General features: G+C 31.7%; 3 protein-coding genes. All 3 read left to right on the top strand.

What is annotated here, in order from left to right:
• Positions 1-27 precede the first annotated feature (27 nt).
• The 3 genes from ACOQOS_RS10780 to ACOQOS_RS10770 all read left to right on the top strand — a co-directional run bounded on the left by ACOQOS_RS10780 (position 28) and on the right by ACOQOS_RS10770 (position 16,810).
• Positions 28-828, top strand: coding sequence for a hypothetical protein (locus ACOQOS_RS10780; protein ID WP_420574975.1), 801 nt, complete (start codon positions 28-30; stop codon positions 826-828).
• Positions 829-1,021: 193 nt separating this feature from the next.
• Positions 1,022-8,863 carry an amino acid adenylation domain-containing protein gene (locus tag ACOQOS_RS10775; RefSeq protein ID WP_420574974.1) on the top strand — a complete coding sequence of 2,614 codons (7,842 nt, stop codon included), beginning with the start codon at positions 1,022-1,024 and terminating at the stop codon, positions 8,861-8,863.
• A gap of 3 nt (positions 8,864-8,866) precedes the next feature.
• Positions 8,867-16,810 (top strand): amino acid adenylation domain-containing protein, encoded by a 7,944-nt coding sequence (locus ACOQOS_RS10770; protein WP_420574973.1) that lies wholly within the window; start codon positions 8,867-8,869, stop codon positions 16,808-16,810.
• Positions 16,811-16,821: the final 11 nt, after the last annotated feature.

The following is a 16,821-nucleotide window of genomic DNA, read 5'->3' as shown; positions in this document are numbered from 1 at the left end:
TTATTAATCACCTTATTATTTACCAAAATGGCTTATTCACAGGAAAATAGGAATATTCAGGATTATTTGAACGATATCAATAAATGGAATGTAACAACAGTTGAAAAGCAAGACCAACTACAAATACAACTTTCATATATAGAAAACAAAACGACGAAGTTGCAAAGTACATATCAAGTTAAATTATCAGATTTTAAAATTGATAAAAATAAAAGTGAAACACTTTATACACTTAAACGTGATGCAGGATCAGTTACATTAATTAAAGATAAGCTACATAAGTTTGATGAAAATGCAGAATTCAGAAAATACCTTGATGGTATCATCAAAGATGAAAAAGTTCCTAGCGGATTATTACTAGTTATGGCTCTTGGCGATATGGGATTTGATGAGGTAAAAGTATTAGAAAAAGGAAAAATAAATATTACTGTTGAAAGTTTAATGATACTATCTTCAAAACAAATGGACGCCGCAACCTTACAAGAACGCATAAGCCTTATCAAAGAATATGGTATTATGGACTCAAGCACTAGTGCTTTGGTAGTAATGGCTGACCTAAATATTGATAGAAGCTATATTAAAATGTTGGCAGATAATGGTTACACATCATTAAACGCAGGCGATATTCTTGGAGCTAGCTCAAGTAATCTTAACAACGAATATATTCAAGGTGTTAAAAAACTTGGTTATGATTTAAGTTTTTCGTCATTACTTGCATTAAAATCTATGAAAATTACTCCAGATTGGATTGAAAAAACCAATAAAAAAGCAGGAGTAAAATTACCTTTCTATCAGTTAATCTTGATGAGAGAACAAGCTAAAGGATAAAAATTCAATATACAAAACTTCTTATCCATAACTCACTGTAGTTACTAAAATTTACTTGCGTAATACACATCTTAGATAACAGTTTATATACTACTGTCATCAGCTGTCTCATGCTTACGCGAGACTATAAACAATACCCTATTTTGAAAATAGCTTCAGATGCTTTTTTGAAATATTAAAAACGATCCTAGTTATGATTTCATGGTTAAATACGCTAGCAAAACAAGGAGTGTTCTTTAAAATAAAGGACAATGAACTTAAAGTTCTTACAAAACACCAAAACCTTGATAAAGCGCTTATCGAAGAAATAAAAAGTAGAAAACAAGAAATAAAAGAATACTTGCAAAGTCAACCAGCTTTTAATTCAGGTGTAGACTTTCAATCAATTCCTGTGATAGATGAACAAGAAAGTTATTCACTTTCAGACGCACAAAAACGTTTGTGGGTTTTAACTCAGATAGAGCAAAAATCTACACTGTACAATATGCCGTCGCAAATTTTATTGCAAGGAGATTACAACATAGATAATTTTAAAAAAGCTATCTACGCAGTAATTGATCGCCATGAAATCTTACGTACAATCTTCAAGGAGGATGAAAAAGGTGAAATTCGTCAATGGATTTTAGAAAGAGAGGCGCTCGACTTTACAATTATTCATAAAGATTTTAGTAAAGAAGAAAATCCAGGAAAATCAGCTAGAGAATATATACAAACTGATATACAAAAACCATTTAACTTATCAGAAGGACCATTATTACGATTTGCATTACTTCAAATTCAAAATGATACATATGTATTCTATTTCAATATGCATCATATTATAGGTGATGGCTGGTCTATGGAAGTATTAAAGAAAGATGCAATACAGTATTATAATGCTTTTATGAACAATACACCTCCAGCACTTCCTACACTAGAAATTCAATACAAAGATTATGCTAGTTGGCAATTAAGTCAAACCGAAGAAAGCACTTTTGAAGAGAGCAAAACGTACTGGATGGATAAATTTTCAGGAGAATTAGCAACAATCGATTTATCAACAAGAAAAAAACGCCCACTTGTAAGAACCAACAATGGAGGAAAATTATTTACCACAATCAATGCTGATTTGGCTAATAAACTAAGAAGCTATTCTCAATCTCACAAAGCAACTTTATTTACGGGCTTACTATCAATACTTAATGTAACGATTCATAAATACACAAAACAATCTGATCTTATTGTTGGAACTAACTTTTCAGGAAGATATCATAAGCAATTAGAAAACCAAATTGGTTTTTATATGAACGCTATTGCGTTGCGTAATCAAATAAATACAGATGACTCTTTTGAAACGTTTTTCAAAATCGTAAACAAAAATACACAAGAGGCTTTCTCTAATCAGAAATATCCTTTTCATCGTTTGGTTAATGACTTAAAACTAAAAAGAGATACAAGTAGAAATGCTTTATTTGATATTCGGTTGGTACTGCAAAATGACGGAGATAAAAAAGAAGCGCCAAAAAATGGAATAAACGAAACCATTCAATATGCTGGCGAAATAGATACTAAAATTGACTTAGAAATTGTATTTGAAGAACTTGGAGATTATTTACAATTCGAAATTTTATATAACTCTGATGTATATGAAAAAGAAACGATTGAAAACTTCATGTGTCATTTTAAAAATCTATTACATACCTGTTTAGAAACTCCAAGTGCAAAAATCTTTGAAATAGAATATTTATCAGAAAAAGAAAAAAAGAAAATACTTCATACGTTTAATGATACGAAAGTAGCATATGATAGCGAAAAAACAGTATTAGATTTATTTCAAAAACAAGTAAAATCTACTCCTAATGCCATTGTTTTAGACTTTGAAAACGAAACACTATCATACAAGGAATTAGACATTATTTCAAATCAGTTCGCCAATTATTTAATCGAATTAGGAATTACAAAAGAAACCTTAATTCCAATTTCAACAGAGCGTTCATTACAAACGATAATTGCAATCTTAGGAATTCTAAAAGCTGGTGGTGCATATGTACCTATTGATCCAAGTTATCCTCAACAACGTATTAATTTCATTTTAGAAGATACTAAAGCAAAGTATCTAGTAACGCAATCTCATTTACTAGAAAAATTTGCCACCCAAAAAGATACAATACACATCATAGCAATTGATCAAGAGATTGACAAAATAACACAAGTAAATGCAGAAGCACCAACAATAAAAGTAGCTTCTAATGAATTAATCTATGTGATTTATACTTCTGGAACTACAGGGAAACCAAAAGGAGTACTATGTGAGCATAAAGGAATCTTGAATCTAGCATTGAATCAAATTGAAAAAATGGAATTATCTGAGGAAGATAAAACACTACAATTTGCTTCTATCTCATTTGATGCTTTTGGTTCTGAATTATATGCTACGTTGATTTCTGGTGGACAATTGGTTATGGTAAGTGAAAGTGCCATCAAATCTAAAGATAAGATCAGTAGCATAATAAAAGACAAAAAGATAACGGTAGCTGTATTACCACCATCGTATCAAGTAGTTCTAAATAATAGCTTACAATCATTACGTGTCATTGTATCTGCTGGCGAAGCACTAAACATTCCACAAACACAAAAACTACAAGATGCTGGAGTAAAAATCATTAATGGATACGGACCTACTGAAAATAGTGTTTGTACATCCATGTCTTTACATCCCGTACAGTCACAAAATACAGCAACGATTGGAAAACCATTAAACAATGTACAAGTGTACGTTTTGAATGAAGATTTACAATTAGTACCTATTGGTATTGTTGGAGAACTTTGTACAAGTGGAATTCAGATAGCAAGAGGTTACTTAAACCGAGAAGCATTAAGCGATGAAAAATTTGTAGATCATCCTTTTATAAAAGGTGAAAAACTATACAAAACGGGTGATTTAGCTCGTTGGCTACCAGATGGGAACTTAGAATTTTTAGGACGTAAAGACGATCAAATAAAAATTAGAGGGTATAGAGTTGAATTAGAAGAAATAGAAGCACAACTATTACAAATAGAAAATGTAGATCAGGCAACGATCGTAGTAAAAACTTTTGGTGAAGACCAAAAACAACTCATTGCTTTTATCACTTCATCAACAATTAGCGAAGTAGCTACCATTGAAAAAAAATTGAAAGAAGCATTACCAGAATATATGGTGCCTTCTGTGATCAACTTAATTGAAGAAATGCCGTTAACAACTAACGGAAAAATTGATAAAAAGCTATTGCTAAAGACACAAGAACGTACAACAGTAGTAAATAATGTATTTACAGATAATAATAATATAGAAAGAAAACTATTAGAAATTTGGGGGAAATTATTACATCAAGAGCCACAAACCATTGATGTGAATACAGGGTTTTTTCAAATGGGAGGAAACTCATTACTCATCATGGAAATGCACCAAGAAATAAAAAAGGTATTTCCAACAGACATTCAAATAGCAGCATTATTTCAAAATGCTACAGTAGCATTGCAAGTAGAATTACTAAAAAATGAATTTGAAGCAGAAAAGCAAATTGTTAATGAAGTCGCAGATGTAAGTAAAATTTCAAGATTAGGAAGAGAAGAAAATGCGGATATTGCAGTTATTGGAATGGCAATCAAAACGCCAGGAGCAAACAATGTTAAAGAATTCTGGAACAATCTAAAAGGCGGCGTTGAATCACTAAAATATTTTACAGATGAAGAACTAGAAAAAGCAGGAGTTTCTAAAAATGTATTAGAAGATGAAAACTATGTAAAAGCTGGTTTCTTTATGGATGGTAAAGAAAACTTCGATTCTTCTTTCTTCGGGTATTTGCCAGATGAAGCAAAAGTAATGGATCCACAAACCAGAATATTCCATGAAATTGTTTGGGAAGCATTAGAAGACGCAGGATACGATCCGCATGTATACAAAGGTTCTATTGGGTTATTTGCAGGTTCACGCGCCAATTTAAACTGGGAAATTTATAGCATGTTGACGAATGATCCGCAAAAAGTAAACGCATTCACAGCAGCTCAATTACAAAATAAAGACTTTGCAAATTCATTAATAGCATACAAACTCAATTTTAAAGGTGGTGTATATACGCTAAATACAGCATGTTCTACATCATTGGTAGCAATACATAGAGCTGTTGACAGTTTACTATCTGGCGAAAACAACATCGCATTAGCAGGAGGAATTTCTCTAAAAAAGAACTTTGATAGAGGATATTACTACCAAGAAGGAATGATTAATTCTAAAGATGCTCACAACAAAGCATTTGATAACAATTCTAACGGAACAGTAGAATCAGAAGGAGCTGGAATTGTAGTACTTAAAAAATTAGAAGACGCTAAAAGAGATGGAGATAACATCGTTGCGGTTATAAAAGGAAGTGCAATCAACAATGACGGAAATAGAAAAGTAGGATACACAGCACCAAGCTTAGATGGACAAATTGAGGTCATAAAAAAAGCACAACAATTGGCAGGAGTACATCCTAAAAGTATCAGTTACATTGAAGCACACGGAACAGCAACACGTTTGGGAGATACGATTGAGTTTGAAGCACTAACCAAAGTATTTGATCAAGCAGCTACAAAATACTGCGCACTAGGAACCGTAAAAAGTAATCTTGGACACATGGATACTGCGGCAGGTGTTGGTGGATTCATCAAAACAATACTATGTTTACAACACAAAAAATTAGTTCCGTCTTTACACTTTAGTAAACCCAACACAAATCTAGACTACGAAACATCACCATTCTATGTAAACACAGAATACAAAGATTGGGAGAAAGAAGAAGATACTGTACTTCGTGCAGGAATTAGTTCGTTTGGAATTGGAGGAACCAATGCACACATTGTTGTTGAAGAATTTGTTACGGAAGAAAGTGAAATTCAAACAGATACAAATCAAGTATTCGTAATATCAGCAAAAACACAAGAAGCATTAAAATTACAAAAAGAGAATCTTCTACAATTTGTTGAAGAAAATGAAGAAATGTCTGTGGCAAACATAGCATTTACATTACAAACAGGAAGAAAATCATTTTCGCAAAGAGCTTCGTTTGTTGTAAACTCCATCAATGATCTTAAAGAAAAATTGCAAAATGCGCAGCAAGTTACATATGGAGCTGTAAAAGAGGGAAAAAAGAAGGTTATTTTTATGTTTCCGGGTCAAGGAACGCAGTACCTCAATATGGGAAGAGATCTATACAAAGCAGGAGGAATTTTTGCTGAGGTAATGGATATGTGTTTTGAAATCGTTCAAAAACAACATCACAAAAATTTAAAAGAACTAGTATTCACAAAAAGTAAAGATGCAAGCGTAATTAACCAAACAAAAAATACGCAACCATTACTATTTATTATTGAATATGCGTTGGCTAAACAATTACAACATTTCGGTATTCAACCAGATGCAATGATTGGTCATAGTATTGGAGAATATGTTGCAGCATGTATTAGTGGAGTACTTTCGTTAGAAGATGCTTTAAAACTAGTTGTACTTAGAGGAGAAATGATTCAGAATTTACCAAAAGGAACAATGATAAGTATCAACCTAAGTGCAGAAGAAGTTGAACCATTCCTAAACACAGCAATTGATATTGCAGCTATTAATACACAAGATGGTTGTGTGTTATCTGGAGATTTTGAAGATATCGAGCAATTTAAAACACAATTAGACGATTTTGAAGTAAACTATAAAGACTTACATACATCACATGCATTTCACTCGCAAATGATGTTACCAATTGCAGAAGAGTTTACAAAGGTTGTAAAAGACATTCAGAGAAATGCGCCACAAATTCCATACATATCTAATGTTACGGGAAAAGAAATTACAGCAGAAATGGTTCAGGATGACAACTACTGGTTCAATCACATCCGAAAAACAGTCCGTTATGCAGACGGTTTAAAAACAATTTTCAAGATAGATAATGATCTTGTATGTGTTGAAGTTGGTCCAAGTAAAACGTTGAGCAACTTTGTACGTCAAAACCAACCAGAAAAGCGTACTGGAATTCATGTAGTGAATTTAATGAGACATCCTAAAGAAGTAAAAGATGATGCAGTGTTTTTCTTGTCGGGTATTGGTAAAATGTGGACAAAAGGTGTTGAAATTAACTGGAAACAAGTTCATGGAGAACAGCAACCAAAAAAGATTTCATTACCAACGTATCCATTTGCAAAAATAAAATATCCTATTGGTGAGAGTTTAGAACAAATGATTGCAGAACGCATGACTGTTTCTAACACAGGAAAACAAATTGATACATCCAAATGGTTTTATCAACCAACATGGCAATCTGAAAATGTAGTATTTACAGAAACGAATACAACTTCAGAATTAAAGTTAGTATTCATGGACACTTACGGATATGGAGATTGTATGATGCGAGCTTTTGCTGAAAATGAAAATGTGATTCAGGTTATTAAAGGAACTGAATTCAAGCAATTAAATGATAAGCAATTCACCATTAATCCAAACAAAGAAGAAGAATATAAACTATTGTTTGAGACGCTAGAAACACAACAAAAAACACCATCAACAATCGTTTCACTTTGGCAAATAAACAAAGATGATCATACCACTAGTGAATCTGGTGATCATACTGATTTTTACAACACACTTTATCTAGTAAAAGCAATTGCTAGAAATGTAGCTTCACAAGTCCGTTTAACAATCATAACAAATAATACTTGTCAGATAATAGGACACGAAACTGTAGAAGCTGAAAAAGCAATCTTAAAGAAAATTGTATTAATCACACCACAAGAAAATACGAACATCACCACCCAATGTATTGATATTGTATTATCGGAAGCCAAAGAAGAAGTAAGTCAAGCTATTATAAATGAGTTAAAAATACTTCCGGAAGAAATGTTCATAGGATATAGATTCAACAAACGTTGGATTCAAAAATATACTCCGATTACATTAGAAAAACCAACAAAAGAACAGATCAATATTCAATCAGAAGGTGTATATCTCATTACAGGAGGATTAGGCGCATTAGGAATCATATATGCAGAATATTTATTAAAAAATTATAATGCTTCCTTATTATTAGTTGGGCGATCAATACTTTCTGAGAACCAAGCTAAACAAGAAAAACTTGAACAATTACAAGCATTAGGAACTGTAAAATACATTCAAGTAGATATTAGTGACGAAGCACAATTAAGTGCTGTAATAAAGGAAGCAGAAGCAACATTAGGAACTATAAACGGAATTATTCATGCAGCCGGATTGATAGAAAGAGATGCAATGAAAGCTGTCAACTTTACAACAAAAACACTTAGTGAAAAACACTTTGCTTCAAAAATAAAAGGAACTAATGCTTTAGTAAATATATTTAAAACATACGAGCTAGATTTCTGTGTATTTACTTCGTCATTAGCAGCAATCGTTGGAGGAAAAGAAACTATGGCATATGCTGCTGCAAATGCTTACATGGATGAAATTTCTAATGCAAAGCTGCTCAAAAATAGTGTAACAATCAACTATGACGGATTAAATTTTAACAATGAAACCTATGAATATGGCTTAAATCAAGAAGAAGCTGTAGAAGTATTAGAATATGTTTTAGGGCAAAAAATATTAACACAAGTAATTGTTTCTACAGGAGATTTGACATATCGTTTAGATCAAAGTTTAGAGAATAATTTTGAAGAAAAAACAGTAGGAGTAGACGAAACGATTCAAGAATTAGAAATCAATAGAACCAATCTATCTACAGTATTCGAAGAAGCAAAAACTAATATAGAAAAAGAATTGACAAGACTTTTTGTTGATTTCTTTGGAATGAAAGGTATCGGAATCTACGATGACTTTTTTGAACTTGGAGGAGATTCTCTAAAAGCAATGTCACTTTCTAACAGTATTCATAAAAACTACAATATAGAACTTGGGTTAAAAGACTTCTTTGAGAATCCAAACATCCAAGCGCTGGCAAAAGAAATAGAATCTTTACAAGAAGCACAAAAAGAAGCAGAAATTGCACTCAACACTAAATACGAAGACATCATATAAATCATGCAAAATTTTATAAAAAAATTATCGGATCTAGATATTTACTTAGTATTAGATAACGACAATATCAAAGTACAACATAATGGAAATTTAACGCCTGAGCTTAAAGGAGAAATTAGAGAGCAAAAAGCAGAAATTATAGCGTATTTAAAGTCGAAAGTCAAAACATCTAATTTTAAAAGTATTGAAAAGGCTCCAGAAATGGAATCATATCCTTTATCGTCTGGGCAATATCGCTTATGGTTAATCCAAAACATGGATCCAACATCAAGTGCCTATAATATGCCTGCTCAATTATACTTAGACGATTCATATGATATTGATGTTCTAAAAAAAGCAATCATGGCTACTGTAGAAAGACATGAGATTTTACGAACAGTATTTCGAAATGATGAGGATGAAGAAATAAGACAATGGATTTTACCAATAGATGAAATTCAATTAGATATCAAATATTTTGATTATCAAAAAGAAGAAAATAAGCAGGAAAAATTACAAGAATACTTTGATGCAGATAAAATTATTCCATTCAATTTAGATCAAGGTCCTTTATTTAGAATAACGTTTATTCAACTTTCTCAAAACGAATATGTGTTCTTTTACAATATGCACCATATTATCAGTGATGGTTGGTCATCAAATGTAATTACCAATGATATTCTCACATGTTATAATCTAATAAAAGAAGGAAAAGACACAGAAATACCTTTACTACCTATTCAATACAAAGATTATACATATTGGCAAAAACAACAATTAGATTCAGGTGCCTATAATAAGCATGAAGCATATTGGATTGATATGTTTACAGGCGAATTGCCAAAGCTTCAATTGCCTTCCAATAAAGCAAGACCTTTATACAAAACATATGAAGGACATCAATTAGAAACATACCTAACACCAGAAGTAGCTGAAAAATTTAGAACTGTATTAAAGAAAAACGGAGGAAGTCTGTTTATGGGGCTAATTACAGTTATCAAAATACTTATTTATAAATATTCTGGTGAAAAAGATATCATCATTGGTTGTCCAATTGCGGGAAGAGATCACAAAGATCTAGAAAATCAAATAGGATTCTACCTAAACATGCTTGCCATTAGAAATGAAGTGAATCCAGCAGAAAGTTTTTCAGAATTCTTCAATCAAGTAAAGCAAAATACGTTAAATGCTTACAAACACCAAGCATATCCTTTTGATGAGTTAGTGCAAAAACTAGATTTAAAACGTGATGTTAGTAGAAACCCAATCTTTGATATTTCTTTAGCCATAGATAATGCAGATATTGTAAAAGTTGATGCTGCTCAACATACGAGAAATACAATTGAAATTACTGACTTAGGAGAAACAACAGCAAAGCATGATATCCTTTTTAAAGCCAGAGAAATTGGAGACACAATCATACTAAATGTAACATACAATTCAGATGTGTATGATGCTTATTTAATGAAACAATTTACAGGACATTTAGTAAGTTTAATTACAAAAATTTCTGAAAATGCAGAGACTAAAATAGCAGAAATAGAAGTATTGTCTGAAATTGAAAAGAATCAATTACTTATAGACTTCAATACAACAAATATCACATATGCTGAAAAAACAACCATATTAGATCTTTTTGAGAAGCAAGCTGAAAAAACTCCTGATGCAGTTGCTATAAGAGGAATAGATGAAATAGTGACGTACAAAGAGCTTCATACGCTAAGCAATCAATTTGCAAGTCATATATTAGAAAGATACGAAATTGTTACAAATGATATTGTAGGGATTCATTTGTCATACAGTAAATGGACACTAATAAGTATACTTGGAATTTTAAAAGCTGGAGCCACATATTTGCCAATTGACACAACAATTCCCGATGATAGAAAATCTCACATGATACAAGATAGCAAAGTCAAGGTAATTATCACCGAGACAAGTTACTTGTTTGATATGGACTATTTTGATGGAGAATTATTTGCTATTGATGTAGAACAAGAATTTACAGAACTTTCTGAGGAAGAAGTAACACTGCCAAAAATAAATGTAAATTACACTGCCTATGTTATTTATACATCAGGATCGACAGGTTTGCCAAAAGGAGTTCAAATCACGCATGCTTCATTGTTTAACTACATTAGTTGGGCAAAAACATACTATAGATCGGAAACGTTTAATAATTATAACTTTGGTCTTTATACATCCTTAGCTTTTGATCTTACAGTTACAAGCTTATTTGTGCCACTTGTCAGTGGAAGCGAACTTGTTATTTTCGACAACAATGAAAGCATAAATCATACATTAGGAAAATATCTTACCTCTGGAATTTCATGTATCAAACTAACACCTGCCCACATTAACGTAATCAACTCCTTACAATTAGAAGCTAAAGAAGTAAATATAGAAATGGCTATTGTTGGTGGTGATGCTTTGCAAAGCAATCATGTTAAAATATTACAATCATTAAATCCAAACATAAAAATATATAATGAATATGGACCAACAGAAGCTACTGTAGGAAGTATTACCAAAGATATCGAGAGTGCTGCCGAAATAAATATAGGAAAACCAATAGCCAATACACAAATATATATTTTAGATGAACAACTAAATTTAAGTCCAATAGGAATTATTGGAGAATTATATATTGGGGGTGATTGTTTGGCAAAAGGTTATTTAAATAGAGAAGAACTAACTGCAGAAAAATTTATAAAAAATCCATTTTATCCTGAAAAATATCTTTATAAAACAGGTGATTTAGGTAGATGGACTCCTGAAGGAGAAATAGAATATACTGGTAGAGGAGATGATCAAGTAAAAATAAGGGGATATCGTATAGAAATTGGTGAAATAGAACAACAACTACAACAAAGTCTGTATATAGAAGATGCTGTTGTACTGGTGTCTACCACTGAAGAAGAAGAAAAAGAATTAGTCGCTTTTATAGTTGCCAAAGAAAAATTAAAAGGAAATACATTGCGTGAGGAATTACAAAAATCATTGCCAATGTATATGATTCCTACGCGATTTATACAATTAGATAAAATTCCATTAACCCAAAATGGTAAAATCGACAAACAATATTTAGAAGATTACAAAGGAGAAGAAATAAGTTCCGGAATTGAGTACGTAGCTGCTACTACAAAGCAAGAAAAAATATTAGTTGCAGTTATGGAAGAAGTGCTAAAAAAAGAAGCAGTTAGTACGGAAGAAAATTTCTATAATTTAGGAGGAGATTCTATTAAGTCAATTCAGATAATTTCGAAACTAAAACAACATGGGTATACGCTAAAAGTGGAAGAAGTGTTGCGTAATCCAATTATAAAAAATCTTGCCGAACTACTGAAAGAAGAAGTAAGAACTATAGATCAATCTGCAGTAACAGGTAATGTTCAATTTACACCAATTCAGCATAGTTTCTTGCAAGAAGCAAAAGTGCCAAATCATTACAATCAGTCAGTTTTACTAAAAAGTAAAGTACCTATTGATGTAGAAGTTCTAGAAAAATCGTTAGCAGCTATTACCACACATCATGATGCATTGCGTATGCGTTACACTAAACAAGATAATACTTGGACGCAATATAATAATGATGTTTCTGATGATAACTACGAAGTTCAATTTCACGATCTAACAAAATTTTCAAATCCGCTAGAGGAAATGGAAAAATTAGGACAGACCATACAATCAGGAATTAACCTTGCTAATGGACCTTTGTGTAAAGCAGCAATTTTTAGGTTAGCAGATGGAGATAGATTATTACTAGTAATTCATCATTTAGTGGTAGATGGTGTTTCTTGGAGAAACTTATTAGAAGACATTGCATTACTATATGTAGGTTTTAAAAGTGGCGAAACACATACATTACCAATGAAAACGGATTCATTCCAATTTTGGGCTGCTGAATTAAATGCCTATGCAAATAGTTCTAAAATGAAAAAAGAAGCAACATATTGGAAAAATATTTGTAGCAAAGAAATTCCAGAGTTTCATGCTGAATTAGAAAATGATGCGGAAAAAACTAGCAAAAAAAGAGTCTTATCAATCTCTCTTGAAAAAACAATTACTGAAGCCATTACTAGTAAAGTCCACAAGGTGTACCATACAGAAATAAATGACATCTTACTCACAGGACTAGGATTAGCACTTGACGATGTATTTGGATTACAGAAGTATGTAATTAAAATGGAAGGTCATGGACGAGAAGAAATCATAGATAATATCGATATCAGTAGAACAACAGGTTGGTTTACATCTATATATCCTTTTGTGTTAGAAGTTATCTTAGGAAATGTGCAACAACAAATAGTACATGTCAAAGAATCTCTAAGAAGTATACCAAACAAAGGTATTGGATATGGAATCCTTAAACATCTTTCGCAAGTATCTTTACCAGAAATAAAACCGTCGATCTTATTTAATTACTTAGGAGATTTTGGAGGTAATATTACAACAAATAATAACGAAACCATTTTTGAATATGCTTCTGAGTCGGCTGGGAATAGCATGCATCCAGCAAATGGAAGTGATATTCCTTTAGAAGTCTCAGGAATGATTATTTCAGATGAACTGACAATGTCTATTGGTTTTGATAACGGGCAATACTCAGAAGAAAAAATTCAACAACTATTACAAGAATACAAAAAGCAGCTTACAAACATTGTTGAAGCGTTAATTATGGAAGAAACGTCATATATAACACCTTCCGATTTAACATATAAAGGCTTAACAGTAGAAGAATTAAATGAACTGAATGCTGATAACAACGTAGAAGACATCTATAAATTATCACCTTTACAACAAGGAATTTACTTTGTATGGCTCTCAAATATATCTTCAGAAATTTATTTTGAGCAAACTTATTACAAGTTAAATGGCGTCTCTTTTAATATGGAAAATGTACAATTGGCCTATGAGAAACTTATCGAAAGACATGCTATCTTACGTACTAGTTTTACAAGTAATCATTCGGAAGATTCATTACAAATAGTTTGGAAAAAAGCGCCAATTCAGTTTTATCATGAAGATTTAACAACTAAAAACTTCTCTTCTGAAGAAAGAGCAAATTATTTAGATAAAGTAAAAAAAGAAGATCGTAGCAAAGGATTCAATTTAGAACAACCTTCACAAATGCGATTGCATGTATTAGACTTCGGAAAAGATGGATATGAATTCATTTGGAGTCATCATCACGTATTAATGGATGGATGGTGTGTAAGTATTTTAATTAATGATTTCTATCAAATATTAAATGACATTACTAATGGTAGACCATCTCAATTAACCGAACCAGTAAAATATGCAAACTATATTGAATGGTTAGATACGCTAGACAATGAAAAATCCTTAGCATATTGGAAAAAGTATTTATCAGGATATACTGAAACGGTACAATTACCTTATACAAAGCAAGGGTTTAACTTGGATGATTATGAAGAAAAGAAAGAAATAGTTCAAATAAGTGGAGATGTATTTGATAAAGTATCAGCACTTTGTAAAGAATTAGGAATCACACTCAATGCCTTCATTCAAACAGCTTGGGGATATTTATTATCAAATTACAATCACACAAATGATAGTGTCTTTGGATTAGTAGTATCAGGACGCCCAGCTGAAGTTTCAAAAGTGGAAGAAATGATAGGATTATTTATCAATACAATTCCTGTACGTTTAAAGTATGATAAAAATGAAACAATTAAAGAGTTGTTAACCAAAATACACGAACAAGCACTTGAAACATCTCAACATCAATATTTAAATTTCTCACAAGTAAAATCTCAAAGTGAAATAGGAACAGATTTAATAGATCATATTTTAGTATTTAAGGATTACTTAGTGCAGGAATTAGTGACTGAAAATGATCAAAATGTATTTGAAAACTCTATAGTAGAAGATACACAAATCTTAGAGCGTAACAACTTCCAGTATAATATAGAAGTTATTCCATCTGATATTGGAATACGATTAGATATAAACTATAATACATATCGCTTCCATGAGAGCTTTATAAAAAGCACATTACAGCATTTTAAAAATATTGTAACTGCTTTTGCAAGTTCACCTGATAAAAAAATATCAGAAGTTTCATATTTAGAAATAGATGAAAAAGAAAAAATCTTAAAAAGCCTATCTGGAGTAAAACTTCATACCAAAAATGAAGAAACCATAATAGATTTATTTGAACAACAAGCTATGTTGACTCCAGATAGTTTAGCTGTACAATTCAATGAAAAAGAAATCACCTATAAAGAACTTCAAGAAAAGAGTTCGGCATATGCAGTGTATTTAGAAAAAGAACATCAAATAAGTAAAGGAGATGTCATAGGAATCTATTTAAATCATAGCGATTGGACATTAGTAGCAATCTTGGGAATACTAAAAGCAGGAGCCGTATTTGTGCCAATAGAGGCTTCATTGCCAGATGAACGAAAAGCTTTCATGGTTAATGATACGAACATGAAACTCTTAGTAACGGAAACAAACTACATGTTCGAACTCGATTTTTATGATGGAAACATGACAGCGATTGATGTGGAATTTGAAGCTTCAACTTTTGCAGAAATAGTGCCAACATCAACACCTAAAATAAACGATTTAGCATATATCATATATACATCTGGTTCAACCGGATTACCAAAAGGAGTTCAAGTAGCGCATAGTTCATTAGCAAACTATCTAGCTTGGAGTAAAGAAACTTATTTAACGAAAGACTTAACAAATTATAATTTCGGATTATTCACATCACTTTCTTTCGACTTAACAATTACAAGTATATTCTTGCCAATACTAAGTGGAGGAAAGTTGAATGTGTATAATGATACGGATGATATCGGTCAAATATTAATAAAGTATATGTCTTCAGAAACATCGTGCATCAAACTTACACCAGCACATATAAGTTTAATGAGTGCATTATCGCCAGAAGCAATTAACACCAATATTGAAATGGCAATTGTTGGAGGAGATGCATTGCAAAGCACACATGTAGAAACTTTACAAAAACTAAATCCAAACATTCGAATCTATAATGAATACGGGCCAACAGAAGCAACCGTGGGATGTATTGTAAAAGAAATTACAAACGCAAACAATATAACCATTGGAAAGCCAATCGCAAATACTGAAATTTATATTCTTGATGAAAATGAAAAATTAATGCCAAAAGGAATCTCTGGAGAAATTTGTATTTCAGGAACTGCTTTAGCAAAAGGGTATATCAATAGAACTGAATTAACAGCTGAAAAATTTATAAAAAATCCGTTCAAACAAGACGAATATTTATATAAAACGGGAGATTTAGCTGTACAAAAAGAAAACGGAGAAATTCAGTACTTGGGAAGAGTTGATAATCAAGTGAAAATAAACGGTTTCCGAATTGAATTAGGTGAAATAGAAGAAAATATTCAAGCCATTGAAACCATTCAATCAACTATTGTAATTGCTCAAAAAACAACAGAAGATCAATTAAAATTAATCGCTTACTTCACAGCTAAACAAGAAGAAAATATAGAAGAAATAAAGGAAGCATTAGGACAAAAACTTCCTGAATATATGATTCCTATTTACTTTGTGCAGTTGAAAGAAATGCCATTAACAACCAATGGTAAAATAGATAAAAAGCAACTTCCAAATCCTGCTAGTGGAGCTTTGTTGTCGCATGTAGACTATGTAGCGCCAGTAAATGATGATGAAACACGTATGACGAACATTATTCATCAACTCGTAGGAATTCCAGTTGATAAAATAAGTACGATTGCCAACTTTTTTGACTTAGGAATTAATTCCTTAGAGTTAATGAAAATGCAACACATGATACGTACTGAATTTCAAATAGAAATACATATTACGACACTATTTGAACACACAACAATCAAAGATTTAGTCGCAAATACATTCAACAAGCAAGAAGAACTAGAAGAAGTCAACATTTCAGACGCTATTGATGACACTTTAGATGAATTATTTTAAGCATAAAATTA

Source organism: Kordia sp., from assembly GCF_965224175.1.
In the GTDB taxonomy this organism is placed as follows: domain Bacteria; phylum Bacteroidota; class Bacteroidia; order Flavobacteriales; family Flavobacteriaceae; genus Kordia.
This window is presented reverse-complemented; position numbering and strand designations above follow the sequence as displayed.

Bases quoted from the DNA above. Each gene is read 5' to 3' on its own strand.
- ACOQOS_RS10780 (WP_420574975.1), top strand. From the start codon at position 28: ATGGCTTATTCACAGGAAAATAGGAATATTCAGGATTATTTGAACGAT.
- ACOQOS_RS10775 (WP_420574974.1), top strand. From the start codon at position 1,022: ATGATTTCATGGTTAAATACGCTAGCAAAACAAGGAGTGTTCTTTAAA.
- ACOQOS_RS10770 (WP_420574973.1), top strand. From the start codon at position 8,867: ATGCAAAATTTTATAAAAAAATTATCGGATCTAGATATTTACTTAGTA.